Origin of the sequence: Pseudomonas sp. WJP1 (assembly GCF_028471945.1) — a bacterium.
Classification (GTDB): domain Bacteria; phylum Pseudomonadota; class Gammaproteobacteria; order Pseudomonadales; family Pseudomonadaceae; genus Aquipseudomonas.
On record NZ_CP110128.1, the window covers coordinates 5,630,550 to 5,649,820 of the forward strand.

General features: G+C 56.1%; 14 protein-coding genes, 2 tRNA genes and 3 rRNA genes. 4 read left to right on the forward strand and 15 right to left on the reverse strand.

Going from position 1 to position 19,271, the window contains the following annotated elements; all coding sequences use genetic code 11:
* Positions 1–22 precede the first annotated feature (22 nt).
* From flgE to OH720_RS25270, 6 genes are all read right to left on the reverse strand, one after another.
* Complete coding sequence (gene flgE / locus OH720_RS25245; protein WP_272603327.1) at positions 23–1,372, reverse strand: flagellar hook protein FlgE; 1,350 nt, start codon at positions 1,370–1,372, stop codon at positions 23–25.
* A gap of 32 nt (positions 1,373–1,404) precedes the next feature.
* The gene (gene flgD / locus OH720_RS25250; RefSeq protein ID WP_272603328.1) at positions 1,405–2,127 is read right to left on the reverse strand and encodes a flagellar hook assembly protein FlgD; all 723 of its coding nucleotides are present in this window, start codon (positions 2,125–2,127) and stop codon (positions 1,405–1,407) included.
* Between the two features lie 15 nt (positions 2,128–2,142).
* On the reverse strand, positions 2,143–2,586 hold the full coding sequence (flgC, locus tag OH720_RS25255; RefSeq protein ID WP_272603329.1) for a flagellar basal body rod protein FlgC: 444 nt from the start codon (positions 2,584–2,586) through the stop codon (positions 2,143–2,145).
* 3 nt (positions 2,587–2,589) lie between these two features.
* Positions 2,590–2,997, reverse strand: coding sequence for a flagellar basal body rod protein FlgB (gene flgB, locus OH720_RS25260; protein ID WP_020800602.1), 408 nt, complete (start codon positions 2,995–2,997; stop codon positions 2,590–2,592).
* A 365-nt stretch (positions 2,998–3,362) separates the two neighbouring features.
* Complete coding sequence (gene cheR, locus OH720_RS25265; protein ID WP_046817752.1) at positions 3,363–4,190, reverse strand: protein-glutamate O-methyltransferase CheR; 828 nt, start codon at positions 4,188–4,190, stop codon at positions 3,363–3,365.
* Positions 4,191–4,236: 46 nt separating this feature from the next.
* Entirely contained in the window at positions 4,237–5,169 is a 933-nt protein-coding gene (locus OH720_RS25270; protein WP_008054776.1) for a chemotaxis protein CheV, read from the reverse strand.
* Between the two features lie 81 nt (positions 5,170–5,250).
* On the opposite strand from OH720_RS25270, the gene flgA reads away from it, so the two are divergent.
* From flgA to OH720_RS25290, 4 genes are all read left to right on the forward strand, one after another.
* The gene (gene flgA, locus OH720_RS25275) at positions 5,251–6,012 is read left to right on the forward strand and encodes a flagellar basal body P-ring formation chaperone FlgA (RefSeq protein ID WP_272603330.1); all 762 of its coding nucleotides are present in this window, start codon (positions 5,251–5,253) and stop codon (positions 6,010–6,012) included.
* 169 nt (positions 6,013–6,181) lie between these two features.
* Positions 6,182–6,508, forward strand: a complete 327-nt coding sequence (flgM, locus tag OH720_RS25280) for a flagellar biosynthesis anti-sigma factor FlgM (protein WP_272603331.1) — start codon at positions 6,182–6,184, stop codon at positions 6,506–6,508.
* A gap of 48 nt (positions 6,509–6,556) precedes the next feature.
* Positions 6,557–7,024, forward strand: a complete 468-nt coding sequence (locus OH720_RS25285; protein ID WP_272603332.1) for a flagella synthesis protein FlgN — start codon at positions 6,557–6,559, stop codon at positions 7,022–7,024.
* Between the two features lie 91 nt (positions 7,025–7,115).
* On the forward strand, positions 7,116–7,862 hold the full coding sequence (locus OH720_RS25290) for a flagellar brake protein (protein WP_272603333.1): 747 nt from the start codon (positions 7,116–7,118) through the stop codon (positions 7,860–7,862).
* Between the two features lie 66 nt (positions 7,863–7,928).
* Here OH720_RS25290 and OH720_RS25295 read toward each other — a convergent pair whose 3' ends face one another.
* From OH720_RS25295 to OH720_RS25335, 9 genes are all read right to left on the reverse strand, one after another.
* Entirely contained in the window at positions 7,929–9,293 is a 1,365-nt protein-coding gene (locus OH720_RS25295; RefSeq protein WP_272603334.1) for an MFS transporter, read from the reverse strand.
* Positions 9,294–9,354: 61 nt separating this feature from the next.
* Positions 9,355–10,596: a glutamine synthetase family protein gene (locus OH720_RS25300; protein WP_272606519.1), complete on the reverse strand. Its 1,242-nt coding sequence runs from the start codon at positions 10,594–10,596 to the stop codon at positions 9,355–9,357.
* Between the two features lie 209 nt (positions 10,597–10,805).
* Positions 10,806–11,498, reverse strand: coding sequence for a sensor histidine kinase (locus tag OH720_RS25305; protein WP_272603335.1), 693 nt, complete (start codon positions 11,496–11,498; stop codon positions 10,806–10,808).
* The gene (locus tag OH720_RS25310) at positions 11,495–13,099 is read right to left on the reverse strand and encodes a tetratricopeptide repeat-containing response regulator (protein ID WP_272603336.1); all 1,605 of its coding nucleotides are present in this window, start codon (positions 13,097–13,099) and stop codon (positions 11,495–11,497) included. The genes OH720_RS25305 and OH720_RS25310 overlap by 4 nt, the downstream gene beginning before the upstream one ends.
* A gap of 349 nt (positions 13,100–13,448) precedes the next feature.
* Positions 13,449–13,564 (reverse strand): 5S ribosomal RNA (rrf, locus tag OH720_RS25315).
* Positions 13,565–13,719: 155 nt separating this feature from the next.
* Positions 13,720–16,611 (reverse strand): 23S ribosomal RNA (locus tag OH720_RS25320).
* Positions 16,612–16,858: 247 nt separating this feature from the next.
* Positions 16,859–16,934, reverse strand: a tRNA-Ala gene (locus OH720_RS25325).
* 30 nt (positions 16,935–16,964) lie between these two features.
* A tRNA-Ile gene (locus OH720_RS25330) sits at positions 16,965–17,041 on the reverse strand.
* An 81-nt stretch (positions 17,042–17,122) separates the two neighbouring features.
* Positions 17,123–18,659 (reverse strand): 16S ribosomal RNA (locus OH720_RS25335).
* Together the 16S, 23S and 5S rRNA genes with 2 tRNA genes alongside form the textbook arrangement of a ribosomal RNA operon.
* Between the last annotated feature and the right edge of the window lie 612 nt (positions 18,660–19,271).

The window sequence follows — 19,271 nt, forward strand, 5'->3', positions numbered from 1 at the left end:
CAGCGCTTTGAGCTGACCCGCATCAGGCCATTTGAATGATGGTCTGCATGATGGTGCTCTGGGTAGAGATCGTCTTGGCGTTCGCCTGGTAATTGCTCTGCGCCTTGATCAGGTCGACCAGTTCATTGGTCACGTTGACGTTGGACTCTTCCAGGGAGTTGGAGCGGATCGTACCCAGCGAGCCGGTTTCCGGCGCATCGTAGCCCGGGATGCCCGAGGCGTAGGTTTCCTTCCAGCTGGTACCACCGACGGGCTGCAGGCCTTGTTCGTTGGTGAAACTGGCCAACGCCAGCTGGCCAATCGGTTTGGTCTGGTAGTTGCTGAAGTTGGCCAACAGCACACCGCTGCCGTCGATGGTCAGGTTGGTGATCTGACCCGTGGCATAGCCGTTCTGCACGGGAATGGAGCGTGCGGTGTCAGCGTTGAACTGAGTCGTGTTACCCATGGCAATCGTCAGGCCGGCCGGATCGGCGGCTGCACCATTGGCCGTCCAGACGCCATCCTTGACCGAGCCCGGAGTCCAGTTGGTGATTTTAAGATCGTTACTGATCACCGGAGCCGGCGTTGGAACGGTCGGAGGCACGGTGGGTGGAACCGGCGTGCTGACCGACACCAGCTTGCCCGATGTGTCGAAGGTCATGGTCGAAGCGATTGGCGGTGTCGCCGCATCCGTCGGGTCGCTGCCGTCCGGATTGCGATCGTCGATCAGGGTATAGGTATCCCAGGTGTTGGGCCCAGTCTTGACCATGTATTGATCCATGGTGTGCTGGTTGCCCTGGGTGTCGAACACCGGAGTACTGAACTGCTTGCTGAAGGTTTCCGACTTGCTTGGGTCGAACTTGTTGGTCGCCACCGTCTGATCGATCACGGCAGACGTAGAGTTCAGGTTGATCGTCGACGACACCGTGGTAGTGGATTTCGGCGCCAGGTTGGAGGTGTCGATGCGCAGGTCGGTCAATACGCCGTTGAGAATCTTGCCATTGGCATCCACGCCGTAACCCTGCAGGCGCGAGGTACCATCAGTGTTGGTGACGTAGCCTTCCTTGTCGACCTTGAACGTACCGGCACGGGTGTAGGACAGCGAGCCGCTGTTGTTCAGTACGAAGAAGCCTGAGCCATTGATGCCCATGTCCAGCACGTTACCGGTGGAGGTGATATCACCCTGGGTAAATTGCTGGGAAACGTTGGCCAGGCGCACGCCGCTGCCGGTGACCTTGCTGCCCGTACCCAGTCTGGTCGCCGAGTACACGTCTTCGAATTCTGCGCGGGACGATTTGAAGCCGGTGGTTGCCACGTTGGCGATGTTGTTACCGGTGACGTCCAGTTGTTTGTTGGCAGCATAGAGACCGCTAAGGCCGATGTTGAAAGACATATTCCACTCCTTTTGTGCCGCGTTAGTCGGCTCTATATACCAATGGTTTGCACTTTGGACAGGGCGACACTGCCGAGCCCGGCCAGGTTGAGCATCAACTCGCCGCCGGTCTGGCTAATGGTCACGCTGTTGACCGTTGCCGGCAGATTGGTGACCAGTGCCACGCCCTTGTCATCGATGGTGGTGTTCGCCGCAAAGGTATAAGTACCCGAATCAACGACCTTGCCGGCATCGTCCTTGCCATCCCAGGTGAAGCTGCCGGTGCCGGCTTTCTGATCGTCCAGGGTGATGGTGCGGACGGTCTTGCCATCCTTGTCGGTGATTTTCACCGCCACTTCAGCCACCGATTGCGGTATGACAACCGCACCGGTCATGCCCTTCGTGGTGTCGACCACAGCCTTGTCGCCCGGCGCGATGACTGAACGCCCCACCAGCGCCGAAGCCTGCAACGCCTGGGACGAGTTGTAGTTGCCGGCGATGCCGGACACGGTATCGTTGAGCGTGGTGATGCCTTCCAGGCTGCTGAACTGCGCCAGCTGTGCCACGAACTCGCCGTTGCCCTGAGGCTCCAGCGGGTTCTGGTTTTTCAGCTGGGTCACCAGCAATTGCAGGAACGCGTCCTTGCCCAGGGCCTTTTTGCCCGTGGCACTGCTGGCCGCCGACGTCAGGCTATCGGCATTGGTATTGGTCTTGATCGACGAGTTGGCCAGGATGTCGTTGAGGCTCAGACCACTGGTGGTATCGGTAACACTCATCTGAGTCGCCCCTTATCACTGACCGAGGGTCAGGACCTTCTGCATCATGGTTTTGGCGGTATTCATCATTTCGGCGTTGGTCTGGAACGAACGGCTCGCGGAAATCATGTCAGCCATTTCTTCCACGACATTAACGTTCGGGTAGTAGACATAGCCCTTGGCATCGGCGGCCGGATGGTTCGGCTCGTAGCGTGCCTCAAGGTTGCTTTGGTCTTCGACCACGCCCAGTACCTGTACGCCTTGACCGGCCGCGTCCTGGTTCTGGAACAGCGAGTCGCCGCCACCGCCTTGAGCGCCCTGGAACATGGTGGCGAACACCGGGTGACGCGCACGGTAGGTCTGGTCGATGCTCGACGAGACCGTCTCGGCGTTGGCGATGTTCGAGGCCACGGTGTTCAAGCGTGTGGTCTGGGCACTCATGCCGCTACCGGCAATGTTGAAAACACTGGATAGAGACATGACTTACTCTCCGCGCAAGGCTGATACCAGCCCTTTGAATTTGCTGTTGAGCAGGGTGAAGCTGGCCTGGAAGTTGACCGAGTTTTCCGCGTAGTTCGACTGCTCCAGCTGGGCGTCCACGGTGTTCTGGTCGATCGACGGCTGCATCGGCGTGCGGTACATCAGCGACTCGTCGCCATTGCCCAAGCCCTGGGCTTCGATATGACGGCTGTTGGTCATGTTCAAGGCGAAGGTGCCATTTTTGGCCTTGTCGTTCTGCGCCTCGAGCACCTTCGAGAACTCCAGGTCCCGCGCCTTGTAGTTCGGGGTGTCGGCGTTGGCAATGTTGTTGGCCAGGACTTCGGCACGCTGGGCGCGGAAGCCCAATGCCTTTTCGTGAATACCGAGCGCTTTATCGAAGCTGATGCTCATGGCGGGAAACCTTCGGCTGACCTGATTTTTCGTACGATGGATATAGCAAGCGTCATGCCAATTCAGAAATCCCCATAAACCGGGGCTTTGCGGGCACCGGCCCAGGAGGCAACGACAGAAAAGCGGCAACCGGTTTCCGCTGGATGCCGCTTTTCTGCCGCTTGTCTCGTTCGAAAGGACACCGCATTACCCTGTGGGAGCGAGCCTGCTCGCGATGGCGTCATGTCAGTCGACATCTATGCAATCTGTCACACCGCAATCGCGAGCAGGCTCGCTCCCACAGGGTCATGCGGCGACTGTGAAAAATCAGCAGCCATAAAAAACGGGAGCCCTTGGGGGCTCCCGTTTTGATGACACCGACAAAATCACTTCGCCTGGTAAATAATCCCCGGGCTGCACTGGACCATCTGGTAATGATCCGGCAATCCGTTCAGCGCTTCGGAAGCACCGAGAAACAGATAGCCACCCGGTTTCAACGTGCTGTGAATGCGCAACAGGATGTCCTTCTTCACTTCGGCGGAGAAGTAGATCAGCACATTGCGACAGAACACGATGTCGAACTTGCCAAGGCTCGCGTAGCTGTCCAACAGGTTGAACGAGCGAAACTCGACCCGGCTCTTGATCGGCGCCTTGATGGCCCAGCGCCCCGGCCCCTTGGGGTCGAAATAACGCTGCAGCCGCTCAGGTGACAGGCCGCGGCCGATGGCCAGGCTGTCGTACTCGCCGGTCTTGCAGTTGTTCAGCATGGTGCCGGACAGGTCGGTGGCCACAATCTGCACGCCCATCCTCAATTGCCCGGGATTGAACCGCTCGAACTCGTCGATGGACATCGACAGCGAATACGGTTCCTGACCCGACGAGCACGCCGCCGACCAGATCCGCAGGCGCTGGCCGGGACTGGCCTTGATCGCTTCGGGCAACACCTTGTTCTTCAAGACTTCAAACGGATAGGTATCACGAAACCATAGGGTTTCGTTGGTCGTCATCGCATCCACCACCATCTCGCGCAACCCGCTGCGCGGCTGGGTCTGAATGCGCTGGACCAGCTCACCCAGGGACTTGATGCCTTGCTGCTCCATCAGTTTGTTGAGACGGCTGGAGACCAGATACTGCTTGTTTTCACCGAGCAAAATGCCACAGGCTTTTTCCAGGAACACCCGGAACTGTTCGAAATCCAAATTACCCGTAGACAATGCTGCCGCCTCTAAAATCGTGTTGACTGCCGGGGGCCGGACGCCCCTAGCTGATGTCTGCTGCTCTGATCCGGTCGACTACCCGGGATGCCAGGTCATCAGGACGGAATTTGGCCAGGAAATCATCGGCACCGACCTTCCTGACCATCGCCTGATTGAACACACCTGACAACGAAGTATGCAGGATGATGTGAAGCTTTTGCATTCGGGGGTCGTTGCGGATCTCGGCCGTGAGGGTGTATCCGTCCATTTCCGGCATCTCGATGTCGGAAATCATCATCAGGAACTCCTCCTCCGGCTTCTTGCCCTCGTCGACCAGCTTGCGCAGGTAATCCAGCGCTTGCCGACCGTCGTTCAACGCCACCACTTCAACACCGACCGTTTGCAGGCACCGGGTGACCTGCTTGCGCGCCACCGACGAGTCATCGACCGTCAGCACCCGCAAGGAGAGCGCCTTGTGCTGGGTTTCGACATCCACCACGCCAGCGGAAATCGCTTCCGGGGTGGGGGCCACTTCCGCCAGCACCTTCTCGACGTCGATGATTTCCACCAACTGGTTGTCGACCCGCGTCACAGCCGTCAGGTAGTGATCACGTCCCGTGCCCTTGGGTGGCGGATGAATCTCCTCCCAGTTCATGTTGACGATGCGCTCCACCGAGCGCACCAGGAATCCCTGGGTCTTGGTGTTGTACTCCGTGATGATCACGAAGGGGTTGTTCTTGTCCTTCAAGCCACCGGAGCCGGTCGCCATCGCCAGATCAAGGATCGGAATGGTCGCCCCCCGAATATTCGCCACGCCACACACGACAGGACTGGACTTGGGCATCAGCGTCAGTTTGGGGCATTGCAGCACCTCCCGCACCTTGAACACGTTGATCCCATACAGCTGCTGGCCGTCGAGACGGAACAACAGCAACTCGAGGCGATTCTGCCCCACCAGTTGCGTGCGCTGGTTTACCGAATCCATTACACCAGCCATGCCTGACTCCTACGCCAACGCTAAGTGTTGTTGCGACGCGCCTTCATCACTAAACGGCACGGCGCTTGCTTTTTATCTGTCATGAACACACAACCGACATTAATCCGACGCTTGACCACCCGCTGCCGCCAATGGCTGGGAGTGTTGTCGGCTGTTTGCCTGTTCAACGCTGGCAGCCCTGCCCTTGCTGACGCGGTTACCTTGCCTGACATGCTTATCGGCGTCACCCAGGGCTTTCTTGAATTCACCGTAGAGGACTATCTGGCGACGAGTCAAACCCAAGGACGCTATGAAATCGAGGTGAACCCGCTCGATCCACGCCTGCGCATGCCGATGTGCGACAAGGAATTGACAGCCACGTTGGAGAGCCCGGCCAAGCCTTTGGGCCGCGTAACGGTCAAGGTTCGCTGCGAGGGAGTATCGCCCTGGACAGTCTTCGTGCCCGCTCAAGTACGCCTGTTTCGCGAGGTTGTCACGACCACACGGCCACTACGCCGCGCAGGCATTGTCGAGCCACAGGACGTCATGCTTCGTGAGCGCGATATCAGCTTGCTCAACCAGGGTTATCTGACTGCCGTGGACCAGGCCATCGGGCAACGACTTACGCGACCAATGGTCAACGATCAGGTCATCAGCCTAGTGCACATCGAACAGGCGGAAGTGATACGCAAGGGCGACCAGGTGGTGATTACCGCCCGCAGTGGTACGCTCAGCGTACGAATGCCCGGCGAGGCACTGGCCGGTGGCGGCCTGAGCGAACAGATTCGGGTCAAGAACCTCAATTCCAAACGGGTCATCAAGGCACAGGTGATCGCGCCGGGCCAGGTGGAAGTGTCCATGTAGTGGCCTACTGCGGGTGAAGATGTGGCGCCGGCCTCGGCGGTCCCCTAAACTGTGTGCCAGGCACGGCAAGCGCTGGCGCGCGCAAGCTCATTTGATAATTGAGCCTAAAGTTTTTCAGGGAATGGCCGAAAACATGGCAAGCGTCCAAATCCCCAGAGGTTTTTTTACCATGGTCATCGATTTCAGCCGATTGAACAGCTCCCCGTCACTCACGGGCAGTACACGTACCAACGCCGCCAGGGAAACTGCCGAAACCGGTAAGCCTGCCGAGCTTACCCCCTCCGCCGAACAGGCCGGTACCGTCAAAAGCGGGGAATCGGTACACCTGAGCAATGAGGCGCAACAGTTGCAAAAGATCACCGATACGCTGCGCGATCAGCCTGTCGTCGACAAATCCCGCGTGGCTGAGTTGAAAGCAGCCATCGCCGATGGCAGCTATAAAGTCGACAGCAACCGCGTTGCCAGCAAACTGCTCAACTTCGAAGCCCAGCGCTAGGCCTCGGCCCGCGCCAGGCTTTTGGACGCTTAAACACCAAGGCCAGCCATGCACGACACTAATCTACTGCAACTGATCACCGACGACCTTGCTCCAGCGCAACACTTGCTGGAGTTACTGCACACCGAATCCCTCGCCTTGCATGGCCGCGACATGCCGTTGCTGGAAGATGTTCTGGCGCGCAAGCAGGCGATGATCATCCAGCTCGAACAGCATGGCCGCAAACGCAGTGAAATTCTTGCCAGCCTCAACCTGCCAGCCAACCGCAGCGGTCTGGAGCAACTGGCCAGTCAATCGAGCGTTGGCCAAGCGTTGCTGGCACAAAGCGATGTACTGACCGACCTTCTGGCTCAATGCCACGCCGCCAACGCCGACAATGGACAGTCGATCCAGGTACAGCAGGCCGCCACGGCCACCCAGCTGAGAATCCTTAATGGCGGTGAACAACCCGCGCTTTATGACGCCAGCGGATCATTCTCCAGGCTTGTGAAACCACGCCCGCTCAGTCAGGCTTAAGCCTGTCGATAAGCACGCTCTATCAAGACGCGAAACATGCTGGCAAAATGCCGCCTGCCGTAGTCAAAATTTGTCTGGAGATTGATTAACCGTGTCCAATGCCTTAAATGCGGAAGATGCTCCGCAGCCACCCAAGGTGCTCAGCACGCCCCTGGAAATCTCCGGCAATTTGCGCCAGCTGCTAGACAGCCATGACCCTTTGATCATCACGTTCCACGAGCGCAGCCAGCGCTTCCAGAGCTATCTGGTGGATCTTGATCGTGAACGCAACATGATTGCCCTGGACGAAATGATTCCCCGCGATGGCGAGCGTTTCCTGCTGGCCGGCGAAGCCTTCAAGGTCGAAGGTTTTCATGAAGGCGTGCGCATTGCGTGGGAAAGCAATGGCCCGTTGACCATCGACGAGTCCAACGGCAGCCGTTGCTACCGTGGCACCCTGCCCGATGAAGTCGTCTACCACCAGCGCCGCAATGCATTCCGTGCCGCCTTGAAACTGGCCCAACTGGTCAACGTCAATCTGGACGGTGAAAAACTCAAGGCATCGATCAGCGGCAAGCTGCTGGACATCTCCGCCACTGGCTGCAAGTTGCGCTTCGATGGCGACATCACCGGCAGCCTGCAACTGGGTCAGGTTTATGACCGCTTCAACGCCGACCTGCCCTTCGGCAAAATGACGGCACCGGTTGAACTGCGTTACCTGCACTTTGAAGAAAAGATCTCCACCACCTTTGCCGGCGTTCGCTTCCACAACATGAGCGGGCTGGTGCAACGTCAGGTCGAGCGCTTCGTCTACCAGCTGCAACGAGAAGCGCGGCGCTTCGACAAAGACGACTTCTGAGACAACGCTTCAAGCAAAAAACGGGCAGCCCCTGGCGGTGACTGCCCGTTTTTTTTTGCCTGAATGTCAGGGCCTGGCTTCGGTAAAACTCTGCTCTCTGCCCGAATCCGGTTCTTGCGGAGGCTGATCGATTTCCGGTTCCGGCTCCGGGCTCGGCTCGGAAGGAAGCGGATTTTGCATCTGGTCCTGCACCACCTGCTCGTCCACCCGAGGATCAAGGGCCGCCACCAGTGGCGAACTCGACATACTGTCCGGCATGGCGACGTGATGCAGCGGCGCATCGTCCACCTGGTGCAGATTGGTCACCGCTTTCGGACGAATTCGCCACACCAGCACCAACGCAAAGAAACTGAAGAACGCGTAGAGCATCTGGCTGCCGAACAACTTCATCAGCACACCCGCCACCAGCGGCCCGATGCTGGCACCCACGCCGTAGGTCACCAGCAACATTGCCGTCAGCGATACCCGTCGATCGCCCTCGACATGGTCATTGGAGAAGGCCACTGCCAACGGATACAGGCAGAACTGGACCAACGAACAGAGGAACCCGGCAATGAACAGGACTTCCAGCGGCACCCGCTCCATGATCGCCAGCGGCAAGGCCGCCAACGCCAGGCTGAACGCGAAACAGCGAATCAACAGCGCCCGGTCATAGCGATCGGACAACCACCCCAACGGCCACTGAACCAGTAAGCCGGCAAAAATGCAGCTACCCATGAACAGGCCGACCTGCTCCGTGGACAACCCTTGCTGGGAGGCGTACAGCGGCGCCAGACCGTAGAACGAACCGACAATCAGGCCTGCCCCCAGGACGGTACTCAATGACTGCGGCACGCGCTTGATAAAGAACCGGGGCTCCATCGGTGCGGGATGCAACGGCGCCGGGTGAATCCGTCGGGTCAGGGCCACCGGCACCAGGCAGAGGGTAAAACAGAGGGCTACCAGCATCAGCAGCTCCAGCCCCAGGCCCGGGTGCATGACCAGAATCAACTGACCCAGCACCAACCCCAAGTAGGAGGCGATCATGTATCCACTGAACACCAGTCCGCGCTGCTTGGCATCGGCCTGCTCATTCAGCCAGCTCTCAATGACCATGTACTGGCACATCATGCCAAGACCGACGATCACCCGCAGGAACAACCAGGCAGGCAACCAGTTCACCAAGCCATGGCCCAGAACCGCCGCGCCGACGATCCCGGCACAGGCCGAGTAGGCTCGAATATGCCCGACCCGCGCAATCAACCGATGGCCAATCTTGCCACCCAAAACCAGGCCGAAATAGTTGGCAGCCATCAACGCACCGACCCACAGGCTGTCGACATGATCGGCAGCCAGGCGCAACGCCAGGTAAGTACTCAACAGGCCCGAGCCGATCAACATCATCAGCGAAGCGAAATAAAGCGCTCGAAAGGATTTCCAGATTTGGCGCAACGAGCGGCTCCTTGCAGTGGGTGACGGGCTATTCAAACGATAGCCCGGTGTCGACATTTCGTCAGGCCTGGGCGGCCAGGACACGCCGTTCCCAGGGAGTAATTTCATCAAGGAAACTGGTCAATTCCAAGGTCTTCGAAGCGATGTAGCCTTCGATGAACTCCTTGCCGAACAGTTCCATTGCCAACTGGCTACGTTTCAGACGTTCCAGTGCCGCATGCAAGGTACAGGGCAATGAAAGTTTATCCGGCACCTGGAACTCACCCTGCACTGGTTCGTCGGGTTCCAGTTGGTGCTCAATGCCGTACAACCCGCAGGCCAGGCTCGCTGCAATCGCCAGGTAGGGGTTAGCGTCAGCCCCCGGCAATCGGTTCTCGACCCGACGAGCGACCGGCAAACTGGCGGGGATGCGTAAACCGGCTGCCCGGTTGTCATGGGACCAGCAGGCATTATTCGGTGATGCAAAGGGATGGCACAAGCGTTGATACGAATTCACGTTCGGCGCAAATAGCGCGGTGAAATCCGCCATGCCGGCTTGCTGGCCGCCGATGAAATGGCGGAAGGTCGCGCTCGGTTGACCGGTTTCGTCGCTGAAGACGTTCCGCCCCGTGCCGATCTCCACGATGCTCTGGTGAATGTGCATCGAACTGCCTGGCGTGTGCGCCAATGGCTTGGCCATGCAAACCACGATCAGGCCGTGCTTGAGCGCGACTTCCTTGAGCAAATGCTTGAACAAAAAAGTCTGATCGGCCAGCAGCAGAGGATCGCCATGCAGCAGGTTGATCTCAAACTGGCTGACGCCCATCTCGTGCATGAAGGTATCGCGCGGCAGGCCCAGCGCAGCCATGCATTCATAGACCTCCCGGAAGAACGGCCGCAGGCCGTTGTTGGAGCTGACACTGAACGCCGAATGTCCTTCCTCGCGACGACCGTCCAAGCCCTTCGGTGGCTGGAAGGGCTGGGTCGAATCGGTATTGGGAGCGAAGACGAAAAACTCCAGCTCGGTGGCCACCACCGGCGCCAGGCCAATGGCCGTGTAACGCGCGATGACCGCCTTGAGCTGGCTGCGGGTCGAGAGGCTGGAGCTTTCGCCTGTCAATTCATCCGCATCACAGATGGCCAATGCCCGAGGTTGCTGACTCCAGGGCAAGCGGTGGATTTGCGCCGAATCAGGGACCAGCGCGAGATCGCCGTCATCGCAACCGTAAAAGCGAGCCGGCGGATATCCGCCCATGATGCATTGCAGCATCACTCCCCGCGCCATTTGCAAACGGCGCCCTTCGAGGAAGCCCTCGGCAGTCATCACTTTGCCCCGGGGCACGCCATTCAAATCCGGCGTGACACATTCGATCTCATCAATGCCCGTCAATCGCTGCGCGAGTGAACCCAGGCCATCGGTTGTCATGACGCAATCCTTGTTTTTATACGAGCCGCGAGCGGCAACTCGTACAAAATAGGCTCCGCGTGTTCAGAATATCAAGCACGATGCACAAATATGTGAGTTCCATTGTTTCAAGGAAGATAAAGCTTGAAGAGCCCCCCGCCCAACGGCCCGCCATTGCTGATTTCCGTTCGCCCGCCTACGCCGTTACGTTGATGCAGTTCCGCAATCCGACCGGCGAAGTACAGCCCCAGGCCAGTGCTGCCAGTGCTGTGGTTGATACCCTGCATGTACTCGGCCTGGCGCTCGATCATCTGCGGTGGATAACCGTCACCATCATCGTTGATGGTCAAGACCAGCTGCCCGGATTCGTCGCTGGCGCTGATCAACACAGCGTGACGGGCATAACGGATCGCATTGGTGATGCTGTTGGCCAGTACCGAAGCGATCAGCTCGCGGTCGAAGAAACCCAGGGGGCTCAAGGGATCGACTTCAAACGTGGCGGCAATGCCGCGGCTGGCGAAGACGTCTTGATGACACGCCAGTTGCGCTTCGATGAAGTCATCCAGTTCGTGGTAGGCCGGTTGCAGGGGCATCTGGTTGACACCCAGCTTGTACAGGCCCAGCAACTGCACCAGCATGCCATTGAGGTGCGCGAACTCGAACTCGATCACACCCTGTTCCGGGGTGTGGCGCGCAGACGCCGGCAAACCCGCCAGGCTTTGGCTGTGGGCCTGCATCAGCATGGCCAGCGAGTTCTTCATGTCGTGTACCGTGGACGCAATCACCGTCGAGAAATCAAGTGCCTGTTGGTGCTGGTTCATTCGCCAAATGCCTTGTTCTTGAGCTTTTGATAACGCGCAAAACGCGAGTCGGTGTCTGGCATCAAGCCAACCATTTTCAGGCAGGCCCGACATTCCACCAGTTCCTGCGAGGGGACATTGGTATCAATGCCATGCAGCAACGACTGTGCGAGGTTCAGCGCGATGCTGATGTTCTTGGGTTGCAGCGCCAGGGCTTTACGGAAAATGCTCCTGGCCTGCACCAGGTCACCGGTCTTGTACACGCGCACGCCCTGCCGATTGAGATCGGCTGCAACGTTGCCGGAGTTGAGGATGTTCGGATCATCGGTCAACTTCGCTATCCCCTTCATCACTGTGGGGTCGTCGCCGTAAATCTCTGCGCAGTTCTTCAACATCGAAGCGCCCGCATTGGCCTGACCCAGCATCTGCAATTGCTTGGCCACCAACAGCGCCGCTTCGGCGCTCATGAACTGCTCCATGCCATCGAGCCGCATCATGGCTTGCTCAGTCAGTTTTTCCGCCGTTTCGGCGTCGTTGAGCAGTAGGCTGGTCGCCTTCATCAATCGCGCCCTGATTTGCAGGCCGGGATCGGTTGGGTTCTCCTTGGCCACCACACTCAGGGTCGTGTTGATTTCCAGACGAGTGCGGGTATCCAGGCCTTTTTCACTGCCCTTGCTGATCAAGGCGTGAGCCAGTCCGAGGTTGCTTTCGGCATCCTTGAAACGTGACTGGGCTCCTTGGGTAACAGCCTGGCGGTAGGCTTTGGAAGCGGTGTCAAAATCTTCATTGGTCATTGCCAGCTTGCCCAGTTGCGCTTGCCTGCGCACCGCCAGTGGCGACAAGCGAATTGCCTCTTCCAGGACGCGTTGGGCAGCCTTGGTATCCCCTTCGGCCACCAGCACTTCCGCCATGCCATCGTAGAGCGCTGGCATCATCGGAAACACTTTCAGCGCTTTTTCGTAGACGCCTTTAGCCTGGGTGACCTGACCACGCTTGAACAGCAACTTGCCCAGTCCGGCAAAGGCCCATGGCAAAGGTCGGTCGGCAATGATGCCGTCGTACAGACGCTCCAGGACCTCATTCTGATTGAGATCACGCAGAGCATCGGCGCGGTAGCGCAAGCACAACGGCGAATAGCGGATGTCCTGTTTGCACAAGGCTATGCAGGCATTGAGCACTTCTACCGGCTTGCCCCGATCAAGGGCCTGCAGTATCGGCTTGAGCAACGTCTTGCGCTGTACCAGTCGCTCCAGGCGTTGGGCCAGACCGGAACGGTTGAAGGGTTTGGTCAGGTAAGCATCAGGCTCGTGCTCCAGGGCGCTAAGTACCATTGCCTGGCTGGTTTCAGCGGTGACCATCACGAATACACTTTCATGACTGATCAGCTTGTCGATCATCAGGTCTTCGAGCACCTGCTGACCGTTCTTCTTGCCATCCCCCAGATGGAAATCCTGCAGTATGAAATCGTAGGATTTCTGCGAGCACATCTTCAGCGCCTGTTCGCCAGTGTCGGCCGTGTCCACATCCTTGACACCCAACTCCCGCAGCATCGACCTGACCGAACTGCGGAAATCCGAGAAATCATCGACGATCAGAAAACTCTTTTGGTGATACGACAGCATCGAAGATTTCCAGGCAATTTAAGAAGAAGAACCGAAAGGCGAATGCACGAACAAGATCAGCTTCACTGCCCTTTACGGCGCGCAGATGATATCGGTTGGCCATCAGTCATCAAGGGATTTCTCTGGAAACCGTAATGACCTTTGAGGGCTGCGAGAAGTAAAGATCGCTGCGACCCAATGGGTTATCGGCCGGCAGTAGCGTTCTCTTGAAGCGAGGGGAGTGGAATTATTGGCATCATTGTAGGAGCGAGCATGCTCCTACACAGGAAGAAACCCGAACAGGCAGATTTTCCTGCGGACAAAAACAAAACCCCTACCTGCATGCGCAGATAGGGGTTTTGGAATTTAATCTTGACGATGACCTACTCTCACATGGGGAAACCCCACACTACCATCGGCGATGCATCGTTTCACTTCTGAGTTCGGGATGGGATCAGGTGGTTCCAACGCTCTATGGTCGTCAAGAAATTCGGGTACTGAGTCGTGGCCAGAGGGCCTCGCTTCAGCAAATTGGGTATGTGATAGCTCGGTGTTTTGTGAGATTCGAACTTTCGGTTCGTTTCGTCTTCACACACCGCAATCTGATGCTCTTTCGAGTAGTCAAATTGCTTGGGTGTTATATGGTCAAGCCTCACGGGCAATTAGTATTGGTTAGCTCAACGCCTCACAGCGCTTACACACCCAACCTATCAACGTCGTAGTCTTCGACGGCCCTTCAGGGGACTCAAGGTCCCAGTGAGATCTCATCTTGAGGCTAGTTTCCCGCTTAGATGCTTTCAGCGGTTATCTATTCCGAACATAGCTACCCGGCAATGCCACTGGCGTGACAACCGGAACACCAGAGGTTCGTCCACTCCGGTCCTCTCGTACTAGGAGCAGCCCCTCTCAAATCTCAAACGTCCACGGCAGATAGGGACCGAACTGTCTCACGACGTTCTAAACCCAGCTCGCGTACCACTTTAAATGGCGAACAGCCATACCCTTGGGACCGGCTTCAGCCCCAGGATGTGATGAGCCGACATCGAGGTGCCAAACACCGCCGTCGATATGAACTCTTGGGCGGTATCAGCCTGTTATCCCCGGAGTACCTTTTATCCGTTGAGCGATGGCCCTTCCATACAGAACCACCGGATCACTAAGACCTACTTTCGTACCTGCTCGACGTGTCTGTCTCGCAGTCAAGCGCGCTTTTGCCTTTATACTCTACGACCGATTTCCGACCGGTCTGAGCGCACCTTCGTACTCCTCCGTTACTCTTTAGGAGGAGACCGCCCCAGTCAAACTACCCACCATACACTGTCCTCGATCCGGATAACGGACCTGAGTTAGAACCTCAAAGTTGCCAGGGTGGTATTTCAAGGATGGCTCCACGCGAACTGGCGTCCACGCTTCAAAGCCTCCCACCTATCCTACACAAGCAAATTCAAAGTCCAGTGCAAAGCTATAGTAAAGGTTCACGGGGTCTTTCCGTCTAGCCGCGGATACACTGCATCTTCACAGCGATTTCAATTTCACTGAGTCTCGGGTGGAGACAGCGCCGCCATCGTTACGCCATTCGTGCAGGTCGGAACTTACCCGACAAGGAATTTCGCTACCTTAGGACCGTTATAGTTACGGCCGCCGTTTACCGGGGCTTCGATCAAGAGCTTCGCGTTAGCTAACCCCATCAATTAACCTTCCGGCACCGGGCAGGCGTCACACCCTATACGTCCACTTTCGTGTTTGCAGAGTGCTGTGTTTTTAATAAACAGTCGCAGCGGCCTGGTATCTTCGACCGGCGTGGGCTTACGGAGCAAGTCCTTCACCCTCACCGGCGCACCTTCTCCCGAAGTTACGGTGCCATTTTGCCTAGTTCCTTCACCCGAGTTCTCTCAAGCGCCTTGGTATTCTCTACCCAACCACCTGTGTCGGTTTGGGGTACGGTTCCTGGTTATCTGAAGCTTAGAAGCTTTTCTTGGAAGCATGGCATCAACCACTTCGTGTTCTAAAAGAACACTCGTCATCAGCTCTCGGCCTTAGAATCCCGGATTTACCTAAGATTCCAGCCTACCACCTTAAACTTGGACAACCAACGCCAAGCTGGCCTAGCCTTCTCCGTCCCTCCATCGCAATAACCAGAAGTACAGGAATATTAACCTGTTTTCCATCGACTACGCTTTTCAGCCTCGCCTTAGGGACCGACTAACCCTGCGTCGATTAACGTTGCGCAGGAAACCTTGGTCTTTCGGCGTGGGTGTTTTTCACACCCATTGTCGTTACTCATGTCAGCATTCGCACTTCTGATACCTCCAGCAAGCTTCTCAACTCACCTTCACAGGCTTACAGAACGCTCCTCTACCGCATCACCTAAGTGATACCCGTAGCTTCGGTGTATGGTTTGAGCCCCGTTACATCTTCCGCGCAGGCCGACTCGACTAGTGAGCTATTACGCTTTCTTTAAAGGGTGGCTGCTTCTAAGCCAACCTCCTAGCTGTCTAAGCCTTCCCACATCGTTTCCCACTTAACCATAACTTTGGGACCTTAGCTGACGGTCTGGGTTGTTTCCCTTTTCACGACGGACGTTAGCACCCGCCGTGTGTCTCCCATGCTCGGCACTTGTAGGTATTCGGAGTTTGCATCGGTTTGGTAAGTCGGGATGACCCCCTAGCCGAAACAGTGCTCTACCCCCTACAGTGATACATGAGGCGCTACCTAAATAGCTTTCGAGGAGAACCAGCTATCTCCGAGCTTGATTAGCCTTTCACTCCGATCCACAGGTCATCCGCTAACTTTTCAACGGTAGTCGGTTCGGTCCTCCAGTCAGTGTTACCTAACCTTCAACCTGCCCATGGATAGATCGCCCGGTTTCGGGTCTATTCCCAGCGACTAGACGCCCTATTAAGACTCGCTTTCGCTACGCCTCCCCTATTCGGTTAAGCTCGCCACTGAAAATAAGTCGCTGACCCATTATACAAAAGGTACGCAGTCACCTAACAAAGTAGGCTCCCACTGCTTGTACGCATACGGTTTCAGGATCTATTTCACTCCCCTCTCCGGGGTTCTTTTCGCCTTTCCCTCACGGTACTAGTTCACTATCGGTCAGTCAGTAGTATTTAGCCTTGGAGGATGGTCCCCCCATATTCAGACAAAGTTTCTCGTGCTCCGTCCTACTCGATTTCATGACTAAGAGATTTTCGCGTACAGGGCTATCACCCACTATGGCCGCACTTTCCAGAGCGTTCCGCTAATCTCAAAGCCACTTAAGGGCTAGTCCCCGTTCGCTCGCCACTACTAAGGGAATCTCGGTTGATTTCTTTTCCTCAGGGTACTTAGATGTTTCAGTTCCCCTGGTTCGCCTCTTGCACCTATGTATTCAGTACAAGATAACCATCTTATGATGGCTGGGTTCCCCCATTCAGACATCTCCGGATCAAAGTCTGTTTGCCGACTCCCCGAAGCTTTTCGCAGGCTACCACGTCTTTCATCGCCTCTGACTGCCAAGGCATCCACCGTATGCGCTTCTTCACTTGACCATATAACCCCAAGCAATCTGGTTATACTATGAAGACGACATTCGCCGAAAATTCGAATTTCTCAACTAAGAGAACTCACAAATTTTACCTTAGCCTGATCCGTTACCAGTGAAAGTAACGTTCAGTCTATCTTTCTATCACATACCCAAATTTTTAAAGAACGAACTAGTCAAAGACTAGAAATCAACATTCACCATCGAACCGATGGAATGCTCATTTCTAAGCTTTATACAATCAGAAGCAGTAGTGGTGGAGCCAAACGGGATCGAACCGTTGACCTCCTGCGTGCAAGGCAGGCGCTCTCCCAGCTGAGCTATGGCCCCATATCTCTACAGGTTCCCACACAACAAAATTGGTGGGTCTGGGCAGATTCGAACTGCCGACCTCACCCTTATCAGGGGTGCGCTCTAACCAACTGAGCTACAGACCCAATTTCGGGCTGCTTCTTTTCGTCTTCTTCAATGAATCAAGCAATTCGTGTGGGAACTTATGGAGCAGCTGAGTCGTCGATTAAGGAGGTGATCCAGCCGCAGGTTCCCCTACGGCTACCTTGTTACGACTTCACCCCAGTCATGAATCACACCGTGGTAACCGTCCCCCCGAAGGTTAGACTAGCTACTTCTGGTGCAACCCACTCCCATGGTGTGACGGGCGGTGTGTACAAGGCCCGGGAACGTATTCACCGCGACATTCTGATTCGCGATTACTAGCGATTCCGACTTCACGCAGTCGAGTTGCAGACTGCGATCCGGACTACGATCGGTTTTATGGGATTAGCTCCACCTCGCGGCTTGGCAACCCTCTGTACCGACCATTGTAGCACGTGTGTAGCCCAGGCCGTAAGGGCCATGATGACTTGACGTCATCCCCACCTTCCTCCGGTTTGTCACCGGCAGTCTCCTTAGAGTGCCCACCATTACGTGCTGGTAACTAAGGACAAGGGTTGCGCTCGTTACGGGACTTAACCCAACATCTCACGACACGAGCTGACGACAGCCATGCAGCACCTGTCTCAATGTTCCCGAAGGCACCAATCCATCTCTGGAAAGTTCATTGGATGTCAAGGCCTGGTAAGGTTCTTCGCGTTGCTTCGAATTAAACCACATGCTCCACCGCTTGTGCGGGCCCCCGTCAATTCATTTGAGTTTTAACCTTGCGGCCGTACTCCCCAGGCGGTCAACTTAATGCGTTAGCTGCGCCACTAAGAGCTCAAGGCTCCCAACGGCTAGTTGACATCGTTTACGGCGTGGACTACCAGGGTATCTAATCCTGTTTGCTCCCCACGCTTTCGCACCTCAGTGTCAGTATCAGTCCAGGTGGTCGCCTTCGCCACTGGTGTTCCTTCCTATATCTACGCATTTCACCGCTACACAGGAAATTCCACCACCCTCTACCATACTCTAGCTTGTCAGTTTTGAATGCAGTTCCCAGGTTGAGCCCGGGGCTTTCACATCCAACTTAACAAACCACCTACGCGCGCTTTACGCCCAGTAATTCCGATTAACGCTTGCACCCTCTGTATTACCGCGGCTGCTGGCACAGAGTTAGCCGGTGCTTATTCTGTCGGTAACGTCAAAATTGCAGAGTATTAATCTACAACCCTTCCTCCCAACTTAAAGTGCTTTACAATCCGAAGACCTTCTTCACACACGCGGCATGGCTGGATCAGGCTTTCGCCCATTGTCCAATATTCCCCACTGCTGCCTCCCGTAGGAGTCTGGACCGTGTCTCAGTTCCAGTGTGACTGATCATCCTCTCAGACCAGTTACGGATCGTCGCCTTGGTGAGCCATTACCTCACCAACTAGCTAATCCGACCTAGGCTCATCTGATAGCGCAAGGCCCGAAGGTCCCCTGCTTTCTCCCGTAGGACGTATGCGGTATTAGCGTTCCTTTCGAAACGTTGTCCCCCACTACCAGGCAGATTCCTAGGCATTACTCACCCGTCCGCCGCTGAATCAGAGAGCAAGCTCTCTTCATCCGCTCGACTTGCATGTGTTAGGCCTGCCGCCAGCGTTCAATCTGAGCCATGATCAAACTCTTCAGTTCAAACATCTTTGGGTTTTGAGAAAACCCTAAACTTGGCTCAGCAATCGTTGGTTACATCTTTGATTTCTCGCGGAGTAACTTGTGATGCTGATAATCTGTTGACTAGCAGTCTGACTCCACAAGCACCCACACGAATTGCTTGATTCAGTTGTTAAAGAGCGGTTGGTTAAGATCTTTCATCTCAACCGAGGCGCGCATTCTACAGCAGCCTCATTTGCTGTCAAGTGGTATTTTTCAGAAGTTTTCAAGGAATCCTTAACAACTTCAACCACTTGCGCTTCAGATCTCTCATCAGCGGGAGGCGAATTCTACAGCGTTACACGCTGCTGTCAACACCTCTTTTTCAACTTCCTTGGCGCTTCGATGAACTGAAGCAACCTGCTGCCGAAAACTGCGTAACTCATTGTTTACCAAAGAGTTTTCCGTTTCGACTGCGCCGGAAGTGGGGCGAATTATAGGCCTCCAGAATCTGCCGTCAAGCATTGATTTGGTTTTTCTATCGAGAAGCTACCAACGGCAGGAAAAGCCGCCCTTCCCTCTATATAGAAGAGGCAAAAACGAAAAGGGGAACGTGCAAGCCTGCCGGACAGCTCGAGCTACGGCGCGACAGAG

Excerpts from the sequence above, each read along its gene's own strand:
- flgE (WP_272603327.1), bottom strand. The coding sequence starts at position 1,372 with ATGTCTTTCAACATCGGCCTTAGCGGTCTCTATGCTGCCAACAAACAA.
- flgD (WP_272603328.1), bottom strand. The coding sequence starts at position 2,127 with ATGAGTGTTACCGATACCACCAGTGGTCTGAGCCTCAACGACATCCTG.
- flgC (WP_272603329.1), bottom strand. The coding sequence starts at position 2,586 with ATGTCTCTATCCAGTGTTTTCAACATTGCCGGTAGCGGCATGAGTGCC.
- flgB (WP_020800602.1), bottom strand. The coding sequence starts at position 2,997 with ATGAGCATCAGCTTCGATAAAGCGCTCGGTATTCACGAAAAGGCATTG.
- OH720_RS25270 (WP_008054776.1), bottom strand. The coding sequence starts at position 5,169 with ATGGCTGGTGTAATGGATTCGGTAAACCAGCGCACGCAACTGGTGGGG.
- flgA (WP_272603330.1), top strand. The coding sequence starts at position 5,251 with ATGAACACACAACCGACATTAATCCGACGCTTGACCACCCGCTGCCGC.
- flgM (WP_272603331.1), top strand. The coding sequence starts at position 6,182 with ATGGTCATCGATTTCAGCCGATTGAACAGCTCCCCGTCACTCACGGGC.
- OH720_RS25285 (WP_272603332.1), top strand. The coding sequence starts at position 6,557 with ATGCACGACACTAATCTACTGCAACTGATCACCGACGACCTTGCTCCA.
- OH720_RS25300 (WP_272606519.1), bottom strand. The coding sequence starts at position 10,596 with ATGACTGCCGAGGGCTTCCTCGAAGGGCGCCGTTTGCAAATGGCGCGG.
- OH720_RS25305 (WP_272603335.1), bottom strand. The coding sequence starts at position 11,498 with ATGAACCAGCACCAACAGGCACTTGATTTCTCGACGGTGATTGCGTCC.
- OH720_RS25310 (WP_272603336.1), bottom strand. The coding sequence starts at position 13,099 with ATGCTGTCGTATCACCAAAAGAGTTTTCTGATCGTCGATGATTTCTCG.